The following is a 21,908-nucleotide window of genomic DNA, read 5'->3' as shown; positions in this document are numbered from 1 at the left end:
CGTAATGCTCAACAACATAAAACACAGTGAGGCAATAGCATGTTCGGCTTTTTAAAACCCAACCCTGAAAAAAAATTGCGTAAAGCCTACGACAGTAAACTGGAGCAGGCCATGCATGCCCAGCGTAATGGTGATATGCGCTTGTATGCTGATTTAACCGAGCAGAGCGAAAAGATCTGGCAACAGCTAACTGAGCTAAAGCAAACTGCCGCGAAATAGGGCCTTCTGGCCGCTTATACGCTTTTATTTCTAGCTTAGAACAAAACAGCACTTGACCCGCAACAAAAATCGCGGTTTTATGTGCCCATATTATTGTAATAACCGTTGATTAAATTTTATGTCAAATACAGCAGCCTTTAACCTGACTAACTGGTGGTGGCACATACCCTGCGGGCGTGTGTAGGCGTTGTATTCGCTTTAATTACGTAAGCCCGTTTCCTGATAAGAAGCGGGTTTTTTCATTTTAAGAGACTAACGATATGATTTTCAGCCATATTACCGACCAGCAAGGCGAAGTAGCCAGCATCACCATGCCGGTGCCATACCAGAGCGATGCCCTGGCCAGTTTTGCCAGCTTAAGCACCGACAGCAACGGTGCGGTGCTGCTTGAATCAGCCGAAATTGACAGTAAAGATAATCTGAAAAGCCTGATGCTGATTGATGCTGCGCTGCGCATTGAATGTAATGGCATGCAGGTGAATGTCACCGCACTGAGTCAGAACGGCGCCACCTTACTGCCGTTTTTAGCAAATAAGCTGAAAGACCTGGCCCGTGTAAGCCAAAGCAATACAGCACTCACCCTGAATTTCAGTCAGCCCGACCCCTTGCTGGACGAAGTTAGCCGGCTCGTTCAGCCTAACCCGTTCTCGGTGTTAAGGGTAATACAACACCAGCTGACCAGCCACAATGCCACTGAAAGCGATGAGCCAGACTTTTCGATTATGCTGGCAGGGGTTATTGGCTATGACATGGTCGCCAATGTCGAGCAGCTGCCTGAGGTGGGCAACGGCAATAACCAGTGTCCGGATTATCTGTTTTATCTGGCAGAAACTGTGCTGGTGCTGGATCATCAACGCCAGCAAAGTCAGCTGATTGGCAATGTGTTTTGTGGTGAACATGCCCCGGCCACCTATTTTGTCATCGGCAAACGACTGGAACAGTTAAAGCACCGCCTGGCGGCCGCCAAGCCACTAACTGCAGGAAAACCAGGCGATGACAGCCAGTTACAGGTCGATATCAGTGATGCGAAATTCAGTCAGCAAGTAGAAGCACTTAAAGAGCACATTGTCAGTGGCGACGTGTTTCAGGTGGTGCCATCTCGTTGCTTCAGTCTGCCGTGTCCCAACCCCATGGCGGCCTATGCCAAATTGAAGCAGCTGAATCCCAGCCCTTACATGTTTTATTTAAAAGACCCGGCTTTTCAGCTATTCGGTGCATCACCTGAGTCTGCGCTGAAATTTACCGCCAGCAACCGTCAGGTTGAAATATACCCGATTGCCGGCACCCGCCGGCGTGGTTTTAAAACGGATGGCAGCATCGACCGCGATTTAGACAGCCGCATAGAACTGGAGCTGCGCCAGGACGAAAAAGAAAAAGCCGAACATTTAATGCTGGTAGATTTAGCCCGCAATGATGTGGCCCGGATCAGTGTAGCGGGCAGCCGCTATGTCAAAGAGCTGCTGAAAGTCGATCGCTACTCGTATGTGATGCATCTGGTCTCCCGGGTTATCGGCACTCTTAAACCAGAGCTGGATGCCCTGCATGCGTATCAGGCCTGCATGAATATGGGCACCTTAGTCGGCGCACCGAAAGTGAAAGCGGCAGAGCTTATCCGCCAGGTAGAACAGCAGCGCCGGGGCAGTTATGGCGGCGCCGTGGGTTATTTAACCGGCAATGGTGACTTTGACAGTTGTATCGTTATCCGTTCAGCCTATGTTGCCAATGAAAAAGCCTATATTCAGGCTGGCGCCGGCGTGGTATTTGATTCGGTAGCCGAACTGGAAACTGAAGAAACCCGTAACAAAGCACAAGCCGTGATCAGCGCCATCATGGCATCAGGACATTAACCGGTGAGCAAGGAGCAGCAAAGCATGATAACCACCCTGTATTTACTCGACAATATCGACTCCTTTACCTACAACCTGGTTGATGAATTTGCCCAGCTGGGGTACGCCATTAAGCTATACCGCAATACCGTGCCTGCAGAGTACATTTTTCAGAAAATGCAGCAGGAAACTGGCCCGGTAATCCTGGTACTCTCCCCCGGGCCCGGCGCGCCATCCGATGCCGGCTCTATGCCTGCATTATTAAAGCAGGTAGCGGGCATTTATCCGGTATTGGGAATTTGTCTCGGCCATCAGGCCATTACCGAGCATTATGGCGGTATTGTTGGCCGTGCCGGCGAAACCGTGCATGGCAAAACTGCCAGTATTCATGTCGCGCCGCACCCGGTGTTTGCCGGTCTGCCCAATCCGTTTTCAGTCGCCCGTTATCATTCCCTGATGGCAACGGAGTTACCCAATGCGCTAACGTGTATCGGTATGGACCGGCATATCCCGATGGCCATTATTCATGAACAACAACGGATGCTGGGCTTTCAGTTTCACCCGGAGTCTATCCTGACCACGTTGGGCAAGCCATTACTGCAACAAAGTATTCGTTATTTATTAAGGAGTGACGCATGAGCAGCCAACAACAGGCCCTTGCGCAGCAACACACGCAGCAACACACCCAGGAAAACAAGCAGACAGCATTGCTGAAATTGGTGCAACAGGCACTATCTGGCGAACTGCTAAGCCAGCGCCAGAGCACTGACTTTTTTAGCGCGGTAGTGGCCGGTGACGTAACGCCAGTGTTGCTTACGGCGTTATTGGTTGCGCTTAAAATGCGTGGTGAAACTGCTGATGAAATCGCTGGTGCTGCCAAAGCGCTGCGCCAGGCTGCAACGCCTTTTCCAGGCAAAGTCGCCGGCAGCATTGATTGCTGTGGCACCGGTGGTGATGGCAGCAACACCATTAATATTTCAACAACCGCAGCCATTGTCGGGGCCTGTATGGGCTTGCCGGTGGTTAAACATGGCAATCGTAGTGTGTCATCCAGCTCAGGCTCAGCCGATTTACTGGAGCAACTGGGTATTAATATTCAGCAATCGCCAGAGCAAGCTGCCAACACGCTTAAGCAAAGCAATTGCAGCTTTTTATTTGCGCCCTTGTACCATGCCGGTATTAAACACGCGATGCCCGTGCGCCAGGCGTTAAAAAGCCGTACGCTGTTTAACTTGCTGGGACCGCTGGTGAACCCGGCGGCACCTGATTTTCAGCTGTTAGGGGTGTATGATCCGGCGCTGTGCCGGGTAATGGCAGAAGCCTTGCAGCAATTAGGCACCAAAGCAGCCTGGGTGGTGCATGGCAGCGGTTGTGACGAAATAGCGCTGCATGGCAAAACGAATGTTTGCCAGCTTAAAGACGGCGAAATAACCGAGTTTACGCTAAGCCCCACCGATTTTGGTTTAACTGAACAACCCTTAAGCAGCCTGGCAGGCGGCATGCCCTCAGAGAATGCGGCGGCTACTCTGGCAATTCTTAATGGTAGCGGGCAACGCGCTCATAACGAGGCGGTCGCAATGAATGTCGCGGCCATGCTGAAAATTGCCGGGCTTGGCGATAATCTTATTACGAATACCCGGGCAGTGCTCGAATGCCTGGCCGCAGGTAAAGCAATGCAAACCTTGCAAACTTTCACGGAGTTGAGCCATGGCTGAACAGCTAATTAGCGAACCGTTGACCAGCGACCAGTTAACCGGTGTACTGGCCAAAATTATTGAGCATAAAAAAGCAGAAGTAGCGCTGTTAAAGAAAGCAACGCCGCTTGAGCAGTTTATTGCAGCGGTTACGCCCAGTAGCAACGACTTTTTGGCCGCACTTAAGCAACCTGGTAGCCGTTTTATTCTGGAATGTAAAAAAGGCTCTCCTTCTAAAGGCTTGATCAGACAGAATTTTGATTTAACCGAAATTAGCCAGATCTATAACACCTACGCCGATTGCATATCGGTACTGACAGATGAACATTTCTTTCAGGGCAGTTATCAGAACCTGGCGAAGATGCGCCAGCTAAGCGCTAAGCCATTACTGCATAAAGACTTTATTATTGACCCTTATCAGGTTTATCTGGGGCGGCTAAAAGGTGCCGATGCCGTATTACTGATGTTATCGGTATTAAGCGACGAGGCATACCGGCCGCTGGCTGAACTTGCCAGCAAGCTGCATATGACAGTGCTGACTGAAGTAAGCAATGAAGCCGAAACCCGTCGTGCGGTGTCGCTTGGTGCTAACTTAATTGGCATAAATAACCGCAACCTGCGAGACCTTAGCACGGATCTTGATACCAGTTTTCTGCTTGCAAAGCTGATCCCGGAAGGGGTTACGGTGGTATCAGAATCGGGTATTTATACCAATCAGCAAATTCGTTATTTACAACCGGTTGCCGATGCGTTTTTAGTGGGCAGTTCGCTAATGGCGGAAACGGATTTAGCCTCAGCTGCCCGCAAACTTATTATTGGTGAGCATAAAGTATGCGGTCTGACCCGGGCAGAAGACGTTAAAGCGGCTTATGCCGCGGGTGCCTATTATGGTGGTCTTATTTTTGCGCCCGCTTCCAGGCGCTGCATTAACCCCGAACAGGCCAGCGAGCTGATAAAGGCCGCGCCGCTTCACTTTGTCGGGGTATTTGTTGATGCGCAGCTTAGCGATATTGCCATTCTGGCGCATAAGCTTAAGTTACATGCCGTGCAATTGCATGGCAGTGAAACCGACCAGGACATTACGGCACTGCGCGCTGCCTTGCCGGTTGGCTGTCAGATTTGGAAAGCGTATCGGGTGGCCGATACCTTGCCGGATTTTACTAAACTGGCAGACCGGTTATTGCTGGATGCCTATCACCCGGCAGCACACGGTGGCAGTGGTCAGGTATTTAACTGGCAGTTGTTACGCCAACCGCTGGATACACTGACGGATTTGCCGGTAATGCTGGCTGGTGGCTTAACGCCAGTCAATGTGAGCGAAGCGCTTACCCTGCCCGTGGCGGGCTTAGATATGAATTCAGGCCTGGAAAGTGCGCTAGGCATAAAAGACAGCACTAAAATACAAGCGGCTTTTACCGCGATACGCGCGTTCCAGTACCGGGGCGCCCCCTCTTCTGAGCAGGCTAACCACTCGAAGAAGACTGAGCAGACAACGCAGACAACGCAGAGAGAAGTATTATGAGCGAGCTTAAATTAAACCCTTATTTTGGCCAGTACGGTGGCATGTTTGTGCCGCAACTGCTGGTGCCTGCGCTAAAGCAACTGGAACAAGCCTTTGTTGATGCGCTGCAGGACCCGGCATTTGATGCTGAATTTCAGCAGTTGCTAACAGAATATGCCGGCCGGCCGACCCCGCTAACCCTGTGTCGTAATTTGTCACCTAACCCGTTGGTGAAAATTTATATGAAACGGGAAGACTTACTGCATGGCGGCGCCCATAAAACCAACCAGGTACTGGGCCAGGCATTGCTAACCAAGCGGATGGGTAAAAAAGAAGTTATTGCCGAAACCGGTGCCGGCCAACATGGCGTTGCCACTGCTTTAGCCTGTGCGTTACTGGGTTTAAAGTGCCGGATTTACATGGGTGCCAAAGACATTGAGCGCCAGCAACCAAACGTGTTTAGGATGAAGCTGATGGGTGCCACCGTTATTCCGGTTACAGCCGGCTCAGGCACCTTAAAAGATGCGGTTAACGAAGCCATGCGCGACTGGTCTGCAAGTTATGACACCAGCCATTATATGCTGGGTACCGCGGCCGGCCCGCACCCATTCCCGACTATAGTACGGGAATTTCAGAAAATGATTGGTGAAGAGTCGAAACAGCAAATCCTTAAAGCCGAAGGCAAATTACCTGATGCCGTTATTGCCTGTGTTGGCGGCGGCTCGAACGCTATTGGTATTTTCGCGGACTTTATTAAAGAAGACGGAGTAAGGCTGATTGGCGTTGAGCCGGGCGGCAAAGGCATTAATACCCACCAGCATGGAGCCGCTTTAAGTACCGGCAGCTACGGCATTTTACACGGTGCCTTTACCGCGATTATGCAAACCAGTGACGGTCAGATTGAAGAGTCTTATTCGGTATCTGCTGGCCTCGATTATCCGGCGGTTGGCCCACAGCACACCCATTTACAACAAACTGGCCGCGCTGAGTATGTTGCAATAAATGACGATGAAGCGCTTGCCGCTTTTCAGCATTTAGCCATGGCAGAAGGGATTATCCCGGCACTGGAGAGCTCGCATGCGCTGGCACATGCTCTTAAAATGGCCGCCGAGGCAACGGAACCGATGGTGTTGTTGGTTAATTTATCGGGTCGTGGCGACAAAGACTTAAGCCATGTGCATAGCATTCTTACCGAGCAAGCAGCCGAGCAGGCTACCGAACAAGCAACAGCAGACGATGCCACGACTAGCAAGAAGGGAGCGCACTAAATGCAACGTTATCAACAGATGTTTGCCAGATTATCAGAGCAAAAACGCGGCGCTTTTGTGCCCTTCGTTACCGTGGGCGACCCTGGCCCGGAGTTATCGTTTGAGATCATTAAAACCTTAATTGACGGCGGTGCCGATGCACTGGAGCTGGGTATTCCGTTCTCAGATCCGATAGCAGATGGCCCGACAATTCAGAACGCCAATCTGCGGGCGATGAAAGCCGGCGTTACCCCGGGTATCAGCTTTGAGATTATCCGCAAAATCCGGGAATATAATGCGGATATCCCAATTGGTTTATTGCTGTATTCTAATCTGGTGATGGCCAGGGGTTTAGATACCTTTTACAGCCAGGCAGCCGCTGCCGGGGTTGACTCGGTACTGATTGCCGATGTGCCGCTGCATGAGAGTAAAATGTTTCGCCAGGCCGCCATGGCCCATAATATTGCGCCTATCTACATCGTGCCACCAAACGTGGATGACGATGACCTGCGCGCTATTGCGTCTTATGGCCGGGGCTATACTTATCTGCTCAGCCGCGCCGGCGTCACCGGCGCAGAAACCAAGGCCGCAATGCCCACCGCTGAGTTAATTGCCCGGATTAAAGCGTACAATCCGGCGCCGCCGCTATTGGGCTTTGGTATTTCAACCCCGGCTCAGGTTACCGATGCCATAGCAAGCGGTGCTGCCGGTGCTATTTGCGGCTCGGCTATTGTAAAAATTCTGGAGCAAAATCTTGAGCAGCCCGATAAACTGCTTAGCGAGCTGAAAACCTTTATTGAGCAAATGAAAGCCGCCAGCTAGTCATTTGTAACACACACCTCCCCGCTACCGGTGGTTATTCCGCCGCTACAGCGGGGAATTTAAGTTAGCTACTTCGGTTTTGGCTGCCAAGTCGTTATAATGCCGCCCTCACTCCTTTTATTGAAAAGAATAACGCAATGAATATCAGCGAAAACGCCGTAGTCCAGTTTCACTATTCCCTAAGCGATGAAACTGGTGAGCTGGAAAGCTCTAAAGGCAGTGCACCCTTACTTTATATGCATGGACAGCAGCAAATGTTGCCGAAGTTAGAAGCCGCCTTAGAAGGTAAGGCCGCAGGCGACACGCTGGAGCTGACTCTGGCACCGGCCGACGCCTATGGCGAAGTACAAACCAATGCGATTCAGGACATTCAGGTAAAATACCTGCATGGCGCCAAAAAGTGGAAGGCCGGCATGAAAGCCTGGATCCAGACCGAAGAAGGCCAGCGTCAGGTTACCGTGGTAAAAGTCGGAATGTTTAAAGCACAGATTGACGTTAACCACCCGCTCGCCGGTAAAACTCTCACCTTTAAAGTTGAAATATTAAACGTGCGCCCGGCTACCACAGAAGAAATCGCTCATGGCCATGCCCATGGCGAAGGTGGCCATCAGCACTAATTCAGCCCCTGTACTGCACCTGAGCGCTGTTTTTATGCTCAGGTTGCGGGCTATGGTTGCGGACTATGGTTGCGGGCTAAGGCGCAGTAATTGGCCTTTGTCGCTGTCGGTCAGCAGATACAAGGCGCCATCCGGGCCGGTACGAACATCCCGCAGCCTCTGGTTTCGTTCAGTCAGCAGTTTCTGCTCCGCAACTACCTTGCCCTCTTTAATTTGCAAATGATGCAACGCTTTACCTGCCAGTGCCGTCACAAACAAATCGCCCTGCCAATCGGCAAATAAGCTGCCCTGATAAAGCGTCATACCCGCAGGTGCAATTGACGGGCTCCAATGCCAGATCGGTTCCTGCATGCCCGGGTACTGCCGGAACGGCGATACTCTGGCGCCGGTATAATCAATACCACGGGTGGCCACCGGCCAGCCAAAGTTTTTACCCGGCTGAATAATATTCAGCTCATCGCCGCCGCGTGGACCATGCTCGTGGCTGTAAACCCTGTTAGCGGAGTTATCCCAGACGATCCCCTGCACATTGCGATGGCCCATACTATAAATTTCACTGGCAAAGCCGGCCTGGCCGACAAAGGGATTGTCTGACGGAATACTGCCATCTGGCTGCAACCTGATTATTTTTCCCAAATGGTTAGCAGGGTTTTGCGCCTGCTCCCGATAATCAAAGCCATCGCCCAGGGTCAATAAAACAGTGGTATCCGGCAGCTGCACCATGCGTCCACCATAATGTGCTGCCCCCTGCCGATACGGTTTGGCCATAAAAATCTGCTGAATATCGGTTAACTGCCCCTGCTGCCAGCGGGCAGATGCCAGGCAAAGCGTGTTGGCCTTATCGTTACCACAAACATAACTTAGTAGCAGCTGCTGGTTCTGGCTAAACGCAGCAGGTAACAAGACTTCCAGTAATCCACCCTGCGCCGCGACGTATAAATCCGGCAAGGCCGGCGCTACCTCAGCAAGTAAAGTACCATCCGCAGCCAGGTGTTTTAACTTACCGGTACGTTCAGTAACTAAATAACTGCCGTCTGCCATAAACGCCAGCGCCCAGGGATAATTCAGATCCTCAGCCACGATAGCAACCTGATAAGGCAACACCTGCACTTTTGCTGATTGCACTGTTGTCGACAGCGCTGTTGTCGATAACACAGGAGCCGATAGCACTGTGGTTACTAGCATCATGGCTAACAACACAGAATCTCTGATTAGCTTATCCATTTTTGGCCTCACTATTACACGTTAAGCTGTTACGCGTTAAACTGACATATATGGCGGCGCCGGCCGCAGCAGATAAAGCCAGCGCCAGGCTGCCGGCAACCCCGCGACTGGCAGCAATTAAAGTTGGCATTGGCGCCAAGGTGTTAATTACACTTAATGCCAGCAGCAGAGCAACTCCCGTGATTGTCACGGCCAGCCATAGCACATTTATCCTGATTAAAGGCCGTAATAAACGACTGACAATTAACGACAGTAACAGCACTGGTGCCAGAATAACTAACATTGTCGGTGCAAACGACTGCAAATCAAACCACAGGGTATACAGCCAGTCGCTAAGCGATACCTGTTCAACCAGGGAGGCTATCGCCATTAAATTAAACTGGCTTTGCACGAGACTGCAAAGGGCGGCAGCAATAATCAGGGCAATAATGTAGGCCAGGACTTTACGAGCAAAAGTGGGTCGCGAAGGTTTCATAGTGTGCCGCTGTAGAGACATTAAAGTTGAGATATTAATTCAGTACCATAGCACGTTTTTTCAATATTTTTCATTATCTGAAACTGCTACCATTACAACCACCTTAACCAAACCAATCTGTGGTCTGTTGCGTATCGCCAGACTCTTTATTTCAGTATCTGAAAGTGACCATTATGGCTTTTATTAACAACCCGAATTACCAGCACAGCAGCCCGGATAAAATCGGAGTACTTATAACCAATTTGGGCACACCCGATGCGCCGACACCAAAAGCATTAAAGCGGTATTTAAAACAATTCTTATCTGACCCGAGGGTGGTGGAGGTTCCACGTCTGCTTTGGTGGCTTATTTTAAATGGCGTTATTTTACGGATCAGGCCACGGCGCTCAGCCAAAGCTTATGCCACCGTTTTTACCGAGCAAGGCTCGCCTTTGCTGTTCCACACCAGAGCACAAGCAGAAGCCATCGCCAGCCAGTTTGCAAAAGATGGCAGAGATGATGTCGTGGTCGATTTTGCCATGCGCTATGGCAACCCGTCTTTCAGCTCAGTATTGGACAAGATGTTTTCTCAGGGCGTACGTAAAATTCTGGTATTGCCGCTATATCCGCAGTACTCAGCATCAACGTCGGGCTCTACCTTTGATGAGCTCGCTAACGATTTCACCCGACGCCGCTGGCTACCAGACCTGCGCTTTATTTCGCACTATCATGACGATGCCGGTTTTATTGCCGCTTGCGCAGAGCGAATAAAAGAGCATTGGAACGAACATGGCCGTAGCGACAAGCTGATGTTTTCTTACCATGGCATTCCCAAACGCTATTTATTAAACGGTGACCCGTACCACTGCGAATGTTACAAAACCTCCCGCTTAATAGCAGAGGCCCTGGGGCTGACTAAAGAGCAATATATGACTACCTTTCAGTCGCGCTTTGGTCGTGAGGAATGGCTAAAACCCTACACCGACGAAACCTTAAAAGCCCTGCCCGGCCAGGGCGTTAAATCGGTGCAGATTTTTTGCCCGGGTTTTGCTGCAGATTGTCTGGAAACCATTGAAGAAATTGGCGAAGAAAACCATGAATACTTTATGGAAGCAGGCGGCGAGCAATATCAGTACATCAGCGCATTAAACGACCGACCAGCGCATATTGCCGCACTTTATCGGTTAATTGATCAGAATTTACAGGGTTGGCAGGTAACAGCCGACCCGGAGCGGGCAACCCGGGCGTCTGCCCTTCGACAAGAAAAATATGGGGACTAAACGGTTAGTATGAGTGAACCACAGGGCCAGTCGCATAGAATTGAGCCAACGCTGAATGCTAGACCGTCATATGACCGGATAAAATTTGATAACGTGCGCGAGAAGCCATCTATCGCGCCACCGTCACCGCCAGTGCATTACTTACCCTGGCTGTTAGTACTGTTGGTGCTGCTGCTAGTAGTGGCGCTTTATCAGGAAAGCCGCGGCCATTTTTATCAATCAACATTGTGGCATTGGTACGCAGCCAAACTGACTTATCAGGTAAAACCTGGCCCATCAACTCAAATCCGTTTTCCATCAGCAGGGCCTTTCGATCAACGATTTGGCTATTCTGGAATCCCGGTATGGAGCAGCAAACTGCAAAACTCAGGTTTTGCTATTACCGAACAAAGTCAGTTTTCTGAGGACCTGCTTCGCTATGTAAATAATGGTTTCTCGCCACCTTATACCGAAAAAAATCACGCTGGACTAAGTATTCAAAGTTGCCAACAGCAGCTGATGTACCAGAGCAAAGCGCCGGCATTTCAGTTTGACAGCTTGCAGAATATTGCACCGCTACTGGTACAAAGTTTGCTATTTGTTGAAGATCGGACTTTGCTGACGCCAACCCATCCTCATGCCAACCCGGTAATCAATTTCCCAAGGCTTGGCGCGGCTTTATGGTCGCAGTTGCAACGGGCAGTCGGCATCCCTGCTAATGCTGCAGGCGGCAGTACACTGGCAACCCAGCTGGAGAAATACCGTCACAGCCCGCAGGGCTTAACCTCAGACATCGCTGAAAAAACACGGCAGCTGGTGTCAGCCAGTGTCCGGGCATACCAGCACGGTGTTGATACACGGCAAAGCCGGCAAAAAATAGTGCTGGACTATATCAACACGGTTCCGTTGGCGGCAACTGCTACTTATGGTGAAGTTAATGGCATAGGAGAAGGGTTATTTGCCTGGTTTGGGGCAGAGCCATCCCGGGTTAATCAACTGTTAAAAATGGCTGAGCCCTATAGCGAAGAGCAGGCACTGGCGTTAAAACAGGTATTAGCGCTGATAATAGCGCAGCGCAGACCCTCATATTATCTGCTGCAGGGGCGCAATAATCTGGAGCAACTGGTAAACAGCCATCTGAATCTGATGCGCCAGCAAGCGCTGCTGCCCGATGCGCTGGCCAGCAAAGCCATTAAACAGCCGCTACATTTTAACGGCAAGCCAGCCCCAATGACAGCAAGGGGTGACGATTTTAAAGCCGTGACCATGGTGCGTACCCGACTCAGTCAGTTACTTAATCAAAACCTGTATCAACTGGACCGACTTGATTTAAGTAGCCAGACCACATTACACAGTCAGTTGCAACGTGATGTTAGTAAGCAATTACGTCAGCTCAATGATTTTGATACTGCAGAACAAGCCGGACTATTTGCCGAGCGCTTATTGCAACCGGGGCAACAACATCAGGTTAAATACAGTTTTACGCTGTATCAGGCCACCGACAGCGGCAATAAAGTAAGGGTACAAACCGACACCACTGACCAACCCTTTGATTTGAACGATGCCAGTAAACTGGAACTAGGTTCTACTGCAAAACTGCGCGTGCTGATAAGTTATCTGGAGATAATCGCAGAGCTACACCGGCTTTATAGTGAAGAGCCGACAGACACCTTACAGTTTATCAATATTGCGCCGCAGGATAATCTGACCGCCTGGTCAGTAGCCTTTCTAATTGATAACCCGGGTGTCAGGCTTGATACTATGCTGCAGCAGGCATTAGAGCGGCGCTACAGTGCTGATCCACAAGAAAGCTTCCTTACCGGCGGAGGCTTGCATGCATTTAACAACTTTCGTAAAGAAGAAAATGTGATGAAGCCCACCGTGGCTGAAGCGCTGCAACAATCTATCAATCTGCCTTTTGTGCGGCTGCTGCAGGATATTGTTAACTACAGTATCTATCATGGTGAAAACAGCAGCTATCAGCTGCTGGCAGATGACACCAACCCGCAACGCGACCAGTATTTACGACGTTTTGCAGACCGCGAAGGCACGACCTTTATCCGCCGCTTCTGGCAAAAATATCATCAAAAAACCACAGAGCAGCGACTGCAGCTTTATATTGCCAGCAGCAGACAGACACCTGAACGACTGGCCGTGGCTTTTTTAACGATGCAACCAGAGGCTACAGCGGAGCAATTTATCAGCATGATGCAACAACAGTTTGGCAATAGCACAGGCAACGCCGACTTGTTGCAGCTCTATGCGAAGTACCGGCATAGTACGTTTAATTTACCTGATCGGGCGTACTTATCCCGCAGCCACCCGTTGGAGCTTTGGCTGCTGAGCTATTTACACGCAACGCCTGAGGCGACGTTAAAAATGGCCATTGCCGATAGCAGCGATACAAGACAAGAGGTATATCAGTGGCTGTTTAAAACCCGTTTTCGTAGTGCCCGGGATAATCGCATTCGCAATATGCTGGAAATAGAAGCATTTTGGGATTTGCACCACCGCTGGCAACGTTTGGGATATCCTTTTGATTACTTGGTCCCCTCCCTTGCCACTGCTCTGGGCAGTTCAGGAGATCGGCCGGCAGCACTGGCCGAACTGATGGGTATTATTCTTAATAACGGCAAAAGGCTTCCCACCGTCCGCATTGATGCGTTGTCGTTTGCTAATAATACCCCCTACTATACCCAGTTCAGACGCCAGCCATCGCAAGATCAGCAAGTGATAGAACCGGAAGTGGCATTAGCAGTAAGGCGTGCATTGCAACAGGTAGTAAGTGATGGTACTGGCCGGCGGCTAAACAATAGTTACGCCACGGACACTACAATGATAGGCGGAAAAACCGGCACAGGGGATAACCGGCTGGTACAGCTCAATACCAAAGGCCAACAGGTCAGCTCTAAGGCAGTTAATCGCACCGCAACCTTTGTTTTCTATCTGGGGGATAAACACTTTGGTGTACTCACCGCCTATGTACCGGAGGCTAAGGCGGCACAATTTAGTTTCACATCAGCACTACCGCTGCAGGTTATGAACAGTTTAGCGCCTGTTCTTAAGCCCTATTTGGCTAGCGACACCTGGTGTCGCTAGCCAGCAACGACTTTATTACGGCCTTGGTGCTTAGCCTGATACAAGGCGAGATCTGCCCGGTGTAACCAGCTTTCCCAACTCTCGTCATCTTGCAACAGCGCAATGCCAATAGAGGTCGTTAACTTTTTACTATCGGGCAAACTAAGATGTTGGTTCACACCCAGTCTTATTTTATCGGCCAGTTTATGTAAATCAGCTTGTTTGATATCTGCAAGCAACACGACAAACTCTTCGCCGCCAAAGCGATACACCGCATCATGCTGGCGCACCATTTTTTTCAAAATAGGCACCAGTTCTGTCAGCACATTGTCACCGGTTTTATGACCGTAATTATCATTAACCTCTTTGAAAAAATCGAGATCCAGCAGCATCAAACCAAACTCAGTACCACTTTTTTTATGCTGAGTAATGGCGCTAATCAATGCTTCATCTAACGTTCTTCGATTGGCAGCGCCGGTTAGACTGTCAGTTGTAGCTAACACCTTTAAGGCTTCGCGCTGTGTCTGGGTGCGGTAGGCAAACATATAAGCGAATAAGCTGGTAATAAAGCAGGTTACGGTAAAAGAGACCAACTGAAAAATACTGTCGAATATATGCCCAGGATTAATAAGTGCAGCTGCAACAAGTACCGAAAGTGACAACAACAGCATCACCAAAGCTTTAATTGGCGAGACTAAGAAAAAAATAAAAACAATAAAAGGGTATAACCAGAAAACGCCGTCGGTCCCCAGGCTAATACAAACCAGAATGGCGCCAATACAAAACACCATGGCCATAATCAGGCCAGGGCCTTTAGTATTATTTGTGCGCCAGGCAAAAAGCACGCAGCAACTGCTTACCAACACCATAACAAGATCAGTAGCACCGACCACGATATTGCCAGTGAACAAACGGTACAGACCATATGGCGTTAAAAAAGCAGCAATCAGTAGTCCCACCAGACTTAACATTGCCAGGTAAAAATTACTCTTTAACCGTGCCAGCAAACCGCTCTATCCTATTTTTTTATTATGGCGCTAATATAGGGGCTTTAGGGACGCAATTGCAACTAAATAGCTGAATTAGCCAGCAACAATGTTAACGTAATTTGCTGACCAGCGCTGGCAACTGATCAAAATGGTCTATCTGATAATCGGCCTGTGCTGCAAATTGTTGGTTAAGACCATTTAAGTACAAACAAGATAAACTGCCGGCATTTGCCGCCACCTGTAAATCAAACAAGTAGTCTCCGACATATAAAATTTCAGCGCAGCTTATCTGTAGTTCTGTTGCAATTAACTGCAAGCCAGCAGGATCGGGCTTGGCCGCACAGTCTTCCCGGGTTAGCACCAGGCTTATTGGTATCTGCAAACGATCTATTACCCGCTTGGTGGCGCTGCGCATATTGCGGGTCAGAATGGCTAGCGGCCAGCCTTGTTCAGTTAACTGCTGCAGACTTTCCAGGGCGCCGGGGATCCAACTGGCCGCGTCAGCACCCGCCAGTTCATGTTGATGAATAATCTGCTCAACCCGTGCTTTTTCATCCAGACAGCTTACCGTTGCCAGTTGCTCCAGCAGTGGCGTGCCGACAGGCCAGCCGATATCGTTGCACATCGCCGCAAAATCCAGCCTGGAGTCGACCAGGGTGCCGTCTAAGTCAAACACCACTGCTTTAATAGGAGTTACTGCCATACTTGCCCTGCCTGCTGTCTGATAATCGTAATAATATTTGCCATAGCGTGATGCCCGGGATTAAACGTTTTTGCTGCACATTTAGTTTGGTTCTCTGGGGTATATTTGTAACGCGCTAAAATTGAATTGCGGATTAGCCTGCTTAAGCTTGCTATAAAACCCTGCAATTGGCTAGACTAGCGCCCTGTTCGATTTACTACTTACAATACAGGAGCGCGACGATGGGCGCACAATGGAAAGCCAAACATAAACAAGATGCGGCAAACGCCAAGGGCCGTATTTTTACCAAGCTGGCAAAAGAAATCGCGGTTGCTGCGCGCAATGGCGCCGATCCCGATATGAATTCCAAGTTACGCTCAGCCATTGAAACCGCAAAAAAAGCTTCAATGCCTAAAGATACCCTGGAGCGGGCCATCAAAAAAGGCGCTGGTTTACTGGATGGCCCCGCTAACTATGAAACCGTGGTGTATGAAGGTTTTGCGCCGCATCAGGTACCGGTTATTGTTGAGTGCTTAACCGACAATAAAAACCGCAGTGCGCAAAGTATCCGCCAATTATTCCGCAAAGGTCAGCTGGCTACCTCTGGCGCGGTATCCTGGGACTTTAAACACTTAGGCCAGATTGAAGCAGAAGCTACCAGCAGCGATGCCGATATCGAGCTGGCCGCCATTGAAGCCGGTGCCCAGGATTTTGAAACATCGGATGATAGCGAAGAAAACGAAGTAGTATTTTTAACCGAAGCCACTGACTTAGATATGGTGGCCAAAGCACTGCCAGAATTTGGCTACAACGTACTAACCGCCAAACTGGTGTACCGTGCCAACAACCCGGTAAGTTTAAACGACGAGCAGCGCGCTGAAGTAGAGGCGTTTCTCGATGCGATTGATGCTGATGATGACGTGCAGAACGTTTACGTCGGCCTGGCAGGCTAAAGCGTTTAAAGGCTTTAGTTTCTGATATGAAAAAGGGCACCGAAGTGCCCTTTTTCATTATTACCGCTTAGTTACTTGGCGGGAGGCAGTGGAAAGCCCCGATCGCGCATTAGCGCTTCAATTTTGGCGTCACGGCCACGAAATGCCCGGTACGCTTCTTCTGGATCAACCGCATTACGCACACTGAACAAATGCTCAACCAGCCTGGCTGCCACGTCTTTATCATAGAAGCCGCCCGGTGCCTCAGCAAAGGCCTCAGCGGCATCTGAGGTCAGCACTTCAGCCCACATATAACCATAGTAAGCTGCCGCATAACCTTCGCCTGAAAACACATGGCCAAATTGCGGCGTGCGGTGGCGCATGACTAACTCACCCGGCATACCCATGGCAGTTAAGGTATCGCGCTCAAACGCATCCGGATCAATACCTTTAGGGTCATCCAGCATATGCAGCTTCAGATCAATAATGGCCGACGCCAGATATTCCGTGGTTTTAAAACCTTCGTTAAATGTCGCCGCTTTTTTAATTTTAGTCACCAGCTCAGCTGGCATAGGCTCACCCGTTTCGTGATGCACCAAAAACTGATTAATCACTTCATCGGTTAACAACCAGCGCTCGAGTAACTGCGACTGAAACTCGGTATAGTCACGCACCCCACCATTTAACGTCGGATAGGTAACACTGGAAGATAATGCGTGCAAAGCATGGCCAAACTCATGGAAATACGTTTCAGCGTCGTCCCATGAAATCAGCACTGGCTTACCGGGTGCACTTTTCATAAAGTTGGAGTTATTTGACGACAGTACGTTTTTCTCACCGTCATAATTGCTGTAGCCACGATAGCTGGTGGCCCAGGCGCCAGAGCGTTTGCCAGAGCGGGCAAAGGGATCCAGATACCACAAGCCAATATGTTCGCCGCTGGTTTTATCGGTTACTTCCCAGACTTTAACGTCTTCATGAAACACCGGCACACTACCCTCGGCGACCGCAGTAAAGTTGAAGTTAAATAACCGTCCGGCAACATAAAACATCGCTTCACGCAGTTTATCCAGTTGCAGGTATTGTTTTACTTCATCTGAATTTAAATCATATTTTGCTTTACGTACCTGCTCGGCATAAAACCGATAATCCCAGGGCTCAATGGTAATATCTGCCCCTTGCTGTGTCGCTAATGCCTGCATATCGGCGACTTCTTCCTGCACCCTTGCAATAGCAGCCGGCCATACCGACATCATTAAGTTCATGGCGCGATCAGGCGATTTCGCCATTCGGTCCTGTAACCGCCAGGTAGCATAGTTATCAAAGCCTAACAGGCCAACCCGTTCATCCCGCAGCGCCAGAATTTCAGTAATCAGGGCATTGTTATCCTGAGCATCATTATTATCACCACGGCTGTAATAGGTGTTCCACACTTGCTGACGTAACTCACGCTCCGTCGAGTAGGTTAAAAACGGGTCCATGGAAGAGCGGGTGTTGGTGATCGCATACATGCCCTCTTTACCACGGCTGGTAGCCGCAGCAGCCGCTGCATTAACTAAAGACTCTGGCAAACCGCCCAGTTGTTCTTTGCTCAGATACAAGGCGTAGTTTTCTTCATCGGCCAGAATGTTATTGGAGAACTGCGTATACAACTGAGATAAACGCAGGTTTATCGCCGCGTAGCGCTGTTTTTGTTCAGCATTTAAGGTGGCGCCATTATTAGCAAAACCCAGATAAACCAGTGTGGTTAAACGCTGCTGCTCAGGGGTGAGTGACTGCATTTGCTCAGAGTTATACACCGCAGCAATGCGGTTAAACAGCGCTTCGTTCTGCGTGATTTTTGACGAGAATTCAGATAATTTCGGCGCCATTTCCCGTTGAATAGCCCGGAAATCTTCAGAAGACTTATTCGAACTCCAGATGCCGTAATAGGTAAACACCCGATCCAGCTCTTTGCCCACGCCTTCCAGTGCCACAATGGTATTGTCAAACGTTGGCGCATCCGGATTAGCGGTAATCTTGTCAATGTCAGCCAGATGAGCGGCCATGCCCTGCTCTAGAGCCGGTTTTAAGTCCGCTAACTGCATCTGGTCAAAAGCCGGAACGCCCTGGTAAGGCCCGGTCCAGCTTTGTAATAACGGGTTATCCTGCTTAACCGTAATCGCCTGCTCAACAGCAGTTGCTGTTGATGATTTTTTGGCATCAGTCGGAGCAGGGTCGCTGCAACCTAACAAGCTCACGGATAATAGTGTGGTGCTAAGTAAAAAAGGTAGTGCTTTCATTCACATCTCCATTTTATCGTTTTTATAAGGTGTAGCGTAAGGGTAGCGCAGAGCAAAAAACCGATTTAACCGCGACGGTTATACCGGATCCCGATGTTATTTACCAAATAACAGCTGCCAAAAGCTGACTTTACGTTGTTTATGGTAATAACGGCGCAACTGCTCTACTTCTGCCAGTGCCAGTTGCAGTTTTTCATTGTTGCCGGCATCAGCCGCAAGCAGGGCGCTCTGTAAGGTTAACTGTACTTTATTCAGTCCCTCCAGATAGGTTTGTGCTTTATCGTCAGGAAACCGGGCGGTTTTTGCCTGTGCAGTCAGCTCTGTCAGCTGCACCACATAAGGTTTTGCGGCGTACGGGGTCGCTGCCTCTCTGGCCTGCTTTAATGCTAGCCCCATGTTTTTCATGGTAGCTTCCAGATCGACATTATTGCTGGCTGTTACTGACAGAGATAACATTATAAAAAGGCAACATATCAGGCGGCTTAACATCAGGACAACTCCGGGCTGGATTTTCAGGGCGTAGCATAGCATATTATGGCCAGCCGTTTTATTAACAAGGACCCCATAATGAAAACCCGCCTCTCATTTTCACGTTCAATGCTAGCCAGCGCCCTGCTCAGCGCCGGATTAACCGGCTGCAGCAGCGTCGACACGCCTGCTTTGCAGGCTACCGGTAATACCATAACCATAGAGCAGCAGGCCCAACAGATTGCCCGGCAGAGTATTATTATTGATACCCATATCGACGTACCCTACCGCTTGTACAAAGACTGGGAAGATGTAAGTCAGGCAACCAAACGTGGCGAGTTCGATTATCCGCGGGCGCGTACCGGCGGCTTAAATGCGCCCTTTATGTCAATTTACATTCCGGCATCCTATGAGCGCACCGGCGGTGGTTATCAGTTGGCAAACCAGCTGATTGACAGTATGGAAGCCCTGGTTGGCCGGGCACCGGATAAGTTCGCCATGGCTTATACGACTGCCGATGTACAAAACCAGTTTGGCAGTGAAAAAATATCATTGGCACTTGGCATGGAGAACGGTACGCCTATTGGTGGTGATCTGGCAAATTTGCAGCATTTCTATCAACGCGGTATTCGCTATATTACCCTGGCCCATTCCGAGAGCAACCATATTTCAGACTCCAGCTATGATTTACGCCGGCGCTGGCAGGGCTTAAGCCCGTTCGGTAAAGAATTAGTGGTGGCGATGAATAACATCGGCATGATGATTGATATTTCACATGTCTCTGATGACGCGTTTTATCAGGTTGTCAGTTTGAGCAAGGTGCCGGTAATTGCCTCTCACTCCTCACTTCGAAGCTATACCCCCGGTTTTGAGCGCAATATGGACGACGATATGCTAAGGGCGCTGGCAAAAAATGGTGGCGTGGTACAAATTAATTTTGGCTCATCCTTTGTTACTGCCATGGCAAACCAGTATGGCGCGCTGCGTAAAGCGGCAGCTAAACAGGCTGGGGTGGCTGATGACGACGCTTTTGAAATTGCGTTTCGTAAGAAAAACCCCTACCCGTTTGCCACCTTAGAGACGGTACTTGATCATATCGACCATGTGGTCAAACTGATCGGCATTGATTATGTTGGTATTGGTTCAGACTACGATGGTGTGGGTGACTCTTTGCCAATTGGCTTAAAAGATGTCGCTACTTACCCTAACCTGATCCAGGGTTTGCTTGAACGCGGTTACAGCAAGCAAGACATTGATAAAATTTTATCGGGCAACCTGTTGCGGGTATGGCGCGAAGTAGAAGCCTATGCGGCTACCCAAAAAGTAAACGCTAAAACCGCAGCACAGTAAGTAACGCGTCAGCCAGTGCCACAGCGGGGCACTGGCTGCTTAATGCTTAAGGAATAAAAGCGACCAGTAAGCCAATTACACCGCCGAATACCCCGCCCCAGACCACTAACCAGCCTAAATGCTGGCGGATCATCTGCTGAATAATCTCTTTTACCAGCTCAGGCGTTAATTCTGCCAGACGTTGCTGCACGATAGTCTCTACCTGGCTGCGGATATTTTGCAACTGCTCAGGTTGATCAAGCTGGGCTATAACGAGTTGCTCGAACGCCTCGCTGCGGGATATGTCAGTAAGGGCGTCTTTTAACCGGGCAATAAACGGCTCTTTTAACGGCAATAAGGCCGCGCTGCCGCCAAACATATTAAGCATATTGCCAAACGACGACTGTTCGACCACTTTTAGCAGGGAATCGAAGGCAGGCGTTAAGTCGGTATTAGCTATCACCGGTTGAAAATCAAACGAGGGGCTTTCGGCGTGTTGTCTGTCGCTGATAAAGCGCTCTATATTGTCCTTGCTAAAAAACTGAGTCATCACCAGCTGATAAATACCGGCTTTAAACTCGGTAAAGCGGGCCGGTATCACCCCCGAGCCGTATAACAGTGGTACCTTTTCAAACAACATATGCACGGCCAGCCAGTTGGTCAGGGCACCTGACAAAGCAAACAAGCCTACGCTGAGCAGCAATGGCTGTTGCCAAAACCAGCCAGCAGCTACAATTAGCGCGGCGACGCCGTTGGTAATATAATTTTTATTCATGCCTGGTCTCTGACTAGCGGGTTAAAACTGCAAGACGCCGATTCTAATCAGCCAGTCAGTTCCAGGCAAGTAAAGCGACGCTAAATATCAGTTATAACCCAGCACCGCGCAATGCGAGGTTTCATTATCCTCCCGCTGGGATGCCGCTCTGGCATCATTACTATTAGGGTTCCACACCAGGCTTAACGCTTTTCGCTCCTGTTGAGTTAAATCAACAATTTGACGCTGCGGATAAAAAAACGGTTGTTGCACTACTTCACTTTGCTTAGAAACACTCATGTCAGACTCCTGCATTACTCAAAACCGCGGCCAGTCGGTTTTATACCAGCTAAGCTTCTAACTAGCGTATTAACCTTCTACACCGCAAATACAGGCTAAGCTTAGGTTGTCCAAACTGAGTTTAAGCTGAATTGTGAAATAATAATTATTGTATAACTGCTTTTTTGTCACATTTTAACGCGAAGGCGCGTCTTATCATTAACAACGATATTTTACCGGAGCAACGTTTAA

At 49.6% G+C, this 21,908-nt stretch carries 20 protein-coding genes; 12 read left to right on the top strand and 8 right to left on the bottom strand.

The genetic code is table 11. The features are described 5' to 3' along the window. Positions 1-39 precede the first annotated feature (39 nt). From B2X65_RS06810 to B2X65_RS06775, 8 genes are all read left to right on the top strand, one after another. A complete protein-coding gene (locus B2X65_RS06810; protein WP_290611470.1) occupies positions 40-219 on the top strand; it encodes a DUF6435 family protein in 180 nt (59 codons plus the stop codon). A gap of 260 nt (positions 220-479) precedes the next feature. Continuing rightward, positions 480-2,066, top strand: coding sequence for an anthranilate synthase component 1 (locus tag B2X65_RS06805; protein WP_290611469.1), 1,587 nt, complete (start codon positions 480-482; stop codon positions 2,064-2,066). 24 nt (positions 2,067-2,090) lie between these two features. Beyond that, complete coding sequence (locus tag B2X65_RS06800) at positions 2,091-2,684, top strand: aminodeoxychorismate/anthranilate synthase component II (RefSeq protein ID WP_290611468.1); 594 nt, start codon at positions 2,091-2,093, stop codon at positions 2,682-2,684. Continuing rightward, positions 2,681-3,760: an anthranilate phosphoribosyltransferase gene (gene trpD / locus B2X65_RS06795; protein WP_290611466.1), complete on the top strand. Its 1,080-nt coding sequence runs from the start codon at positions 2,681-2,683 to the stop codon at positions 3,758-3,760. The genes B2X65_RS06800 and trpD overlap by 4 nt, the downstream gene beginning before the upstream one ends. After that, entirely contained in the window at positions 3,753-5,261 is a 1,509-nt protein-coding gene (trpCF, locus tag B2X65_RS06790) for a bifunctional indole-3-glycerol-phosphate synthase TrpC/phosphoribosylanthranilate isomerase TrpF (protein ID WP_290611464.1), read from the top strand. Before trpD ends, trpCF begins: the two co-directional genes overlap by 8 nt. Next, a complete protein-coding gene (trpB, locus tag B2X65_RS06785) occupies positions 5,258-6,508 on the top strand; it encodes a tryptophan synthase subunit beta (protein WP_290611463.1) in 1,251 nt (416 codons plus the stop codon). Before trpCF ends, trpB begins: the two co-directional genes overlap by 4 nt. Continuing rightward, the gene (gene trpA / locus B2X65_RS06780) at positions 6,509-7,309 is read left to right on the top strand and encodes a tryptophan synthase subunit alpha (RefSeq protein WP_290611462.1); all 801 of its coding nucleotides are present in this window, start codon (positions 6,509-6,511) and stop codon (positions 7,307-7,309) included. 137 nt (positions 7,310-7,446) lie between these two features. Continuing rightward, the gene (locus B2X65_RS06775; protein ID WP_290611460.1) at positions 7,447-7,926 is read left to right on the top strand and encodes an FKBP-type peptidyl-prolyl cis-trans isomerase; all 480 of its coding nucleotides are present in this window, start codon (positions 7,447-7,449) and stop codon (positions 7,924-7,926) included. A gap of 63 nt (positions 7,927-7,989) precedes the next feature. On the opposite strand, the gene B2X65_RS06770 is transcribed toward B2X65_RS06775, so the two are convergent. Together B2X65_RS06770 and B2X65_RS06765 are read right to left on the bottom strand one after the other, a co-directional pair. Beyond that, positions 7,990-9,150 (bottom strand): PQQ-dependent sugar dehydrogenase, encoded by a 1,161-nt coding sequence (locus tag B2X65_RS06770; protein ID WP_290611459.1) that lies wholly within the window; start codon positions 9,148-9,150, stop codon positions 7,990-7,992. Continuing rightward, on the bottom strand, positions 9,143-9,625 hold the full coding sequence (locus tag B2X65_RS06765) for a hypothetical protein (protein ID WP_290611458.1): 483 nt from the start codon (positions 9,623-9,625) through the stop codon (positions 9,143-9,145). Before B2X65_RS06765 ends, B2X65_RS06770 begins: the two co-directional genes overlap by 8 nt. Positions 9,626-9,798: 173 nt before the next feature. Between B2X65_RS06765 and hemH the strand changes: the two genes are divergently transcribed. After that, entirely contained in the window at positions 9,799-10,884 is a 1,086-nt protein-coding gene (gene hemH, locus B2X65_RS06760; protein WP_290611456.1) for a ferrochelatase, read from the top strand. Between the two features lie 9 nt (positions 10,885-10,893). Further along, positions 10,894-13,962 carry a transglycosylase domain-containing protein gene (locus tag B2X65_RS06755; RefSeq protein ID WP_290611455.1) on the top strand — a complete coding sequence of 1,023 codons (3,069 nt, stop codon included), beginning with the start codon at positions 10,894-10,896 and terminating at the stop codon, positions 13,960-13,962. Here B2X65_RS06755 and B2X65_RS06750 read toward each other — a convergent pair. Continuing rightward, a complete protein-coding gene (locus tag B2X65_RS06750; protein WP_290611454.1) occupies positions 13,959-14,948 on the bottom strand; it encodes a GGDEF domain-containing protein in 990 nt (329 codons plus the stop codon). The two genes, B2X65_RS06755 and B2X65_RS06750, sit on opposite strands and share 4 nt — an antisense overlap. A 91-nt stretch (positions 14,949-15,039) precedes the next feature. Beyond that, a complete protein-coding gene (locus B2X65_RS06745; protein WP_290611452.1) occupies positions 15,040-15,633 on the bottom strand; it encodes an HAD family hydrolase in 594 nt (197 codons plus the stop codon). A gap of 221 nt (positions 15,634-15,854) precedes the next feature. Between B2X65_RS06745 and B2X65_RS06740 the strand changes: the two genes are divergently transcribed. After that, entirely contained in the window at positions 15,855-16,565 is a 711-nt protein-coding gene (locus B2X65_RS06740) for a YebC/PmpR family DNA-binding transcriptional regulator (protein WP_290611450.1), read from the top strand. Between the two features lie 71 nt (positions 16,566-16,636). Here B2X65_RS06740 and B2X65_RS06735 read toward each other — a convergent pair whose 3' ends face one another. Next, a complete protein-coding gene (locus tag B2X65_RS06735; protein ID WP_290611448.1) occupies positions 16,637-18,826 on the bottom strand; it encodes a M3 family metallopeptidase in 2,190 nt (729 codons plus the stop codon). Positions 18,827-18,922: 96 nt separating this feature from the next. Further along, on the bottom strand, positions 18,923-19,282 hold the full coding sequence (locus B2X65_RS06730) for a cytochrome b562 (protein WP_290611682.1): 360 nt from the start codon (positions 19,280-19,282) through the stop codon (positions 18,923-18,925). Positions 19,283-19,393: 111 nt separating this feature from the next. Here B2X65_RS06730 and B2X65_RS06725 point away from each other — a divergent pair, with 111 nt between their 5' ends. Next, positions 19,394-20,644 carry a dipeptidase gene (locus tag B2X65_RS06725; RefSeq protein WP_290611447.1) on the top strand — a complete coding sequence of 417 codons (1,251 nt, stop codon included), beginning with the start codon at positions 19,394-19,396 and terminating at the stop codon, positions 20,642-20,644. 46 nt (positions 20,645-20,690) lie between these two features. Here B2X65_RS06725 and B2X65_RS06720 read toward each other — a convergent pair whose 3' ends face one another. Both B2X65_RS06720 and B2X65_RS06715 read right to left on the bottom strand, forming a co-directional pair. Then, positions 20,691-21,398 (bottom strand): DUF445 domain-containing protein, encoded by a 708-nt coding sequence (locus B2X65_RS06720; RefSeq protein WP_290611444.1) that lies wholly within the window; start codon positions 21,396-21,398, stop codon positions 20,691-20,693. An 87-nt stretch (positions 21,399-21,485) separates the two neighbouring features. Beyond that, positions 21,486-21,677: a hypothetical protein gene (locus B2X65_RS06715; RefSeq protein WP_290611443.1), complete on the bottom strand. Its 192-nt coding sequence runs from the start codon at positions 21,675-21,677 to the stop codon at positions 21,486-21,488. Between the last annotated feature and the right edge of the window lie 231 nt (positions 21,678-21,908).

The sequence above is a fragment of the Arsukibacterium sp. UBA3155 genome, assembly GCA_002364615.1.
GTDB lineage: Bacteria > Pseudomonadota > Gammaproteobacteria > Enterobacterales > Alteromonadaceae > Alishewanella.
Note: the sequence above shows the minus strand (reverse complement) of the source record. Positions and strands in the feature narration are given on the sequence as shown.

What these genes read in the sequence shown, in the direction of transcription:
- B2X65_RS06810 (WP_290611470.1), top strand. Translation starts at nt 40, where the DNA reads ATGTTCGGCTTTTTAAAACCCAACCCTGAAAAAAAATTGCGTAAAGCC.
- B2X65_RS06805 (WP_290611469.1), top strand. Translation starts at nt 480, where the DNA reads ATGATTTTCAGCCATATTACCGACCAGCAAGGCGAAGTAGCCAGCATC.
- B2X65_RS06800 (WP_290611468.1), top strand. Translation starts at nt 2,091, where the DNA reads ATGATAACCACCCTGTATTTACTCGACAATATCGACTCCTTTACCTAC.
- trpD (WP_290611466.1), top strand. Translation starts at nt 2,681, where the DNA reads ATGAGCAGCCAACAACAGGCCCTTGCGCAGCAACACACGCAGCAACAC.
- trpCF (WP_290611464.1), top strand. Translation starts at nt 3,753, where the DNA reads ATGGCTGAACAGCTAATTAGCGAACCGTTGACCAGCGACCAGTTAACC.
- trpB (WP_290611463.1), top strand. Translation starts at nt 5,258, where the DNA reads ATGAGCGAGCTTAAATTAAACCCTTATTTTGGCCAGTACGGTGGCATG.
- trpA (WP_290611462.1), top strand. Translation starts at nt 6,509, where the DNA reads ATGCAACGTTATCAACAGATGTTTGCCAGATTATCAGAGCAAAAACGC.
- B2X65_RS06775 (WP_290611460.1), top strand. Translation starts at nt 7,447, where the DNA reads ATGAATATCAGCGAAAACGCCGTAGTCCAGTTTCACTATTCCCTAAGC.
- B2X65_RS06770 (WP_290611459.1), bottom strand. Translation starts at nt 9,150, where the DNA reads ATGGATAAGCTAATCAGAGATTCTGTGTTGTTAGCCATGATGCTAGTA.
- B2X65_RS06765 (WP_290611458.1), bottom strand. Translation starts at nt 9,625, where the DNA reads ATGAAACCTTCGCGACCCACTTTTGCTCGTAAAGTCCTGGCCTACATT.
- hemH (WP_290611456.1), top strand. Translation starts at nt 9,799, where the DNA reads ATGGCTTTTATTAACAACCCGAATTACCAGCACAGCAGCCCGGATAAA.
- B2X65_RS06755 (WP_290611455.1), top strand. Translation starts at nt 10,894, where the DNA reads ATGAGTGAACCACAGGGCCAGTCGCATAGAATTGAGCCAACGCTGAAT.
- B2X65_RS06745 (WP_290611452.1), bottom strand. Translation starts at nt 15,633, where the DNA reads ATGGCAGTAACTCCTATTAAAGCAGTGGTGTTTGACTTAGACGGCACC.
- B2X65_RS06740 (WP_290611450.1), top strand. Translation starts at nt 15,855, where the DNA reads ATGGGCGCACAATGGAAAGCCAAACATAAACAAGATGCGGCAAACGCC.
- B2X65_RS06735 (WP_290611448.1), bottom strand. Translation starts at nt 18,826, where the DNA reads ATGAAAGCACTACCTTTTTTACTTAGCACCACACTATTATCCGTGAGC.
- B2X65_RS06730 (WP_290611682.1), bottom strand. Translation starts at nt 19,282, where the DNA reads ATGTTATCTCTGTCAGTAACAGCCAGCAATAATGTCGATCTGGAAGCT.
- B2X65_RS06725 (WP_290611447.1), top strand. Translation starts at nt 19,394, where the DNA reads ATGAAAACCCGCCTCTCATTTTCACGTTCAATGCTAGCCAGCGCCCTG.
- B2X65_RS06720 (WP_290611444.1), bottom strand. Translation starts at nt 21,398, where the DNA reads ATGAATAAAAATTATATTACCAACGGCGTCGCCGCGCTAATTGTAGCT.
- B2X65_RS06715 (WP_290611443.1), bottom strand. Translation starts at nt 21,677, where the DNA reads ATGAGTGTTTCTAAGCAAAGTGAAGTAGTGCAACAACCGTTTTTTTAT.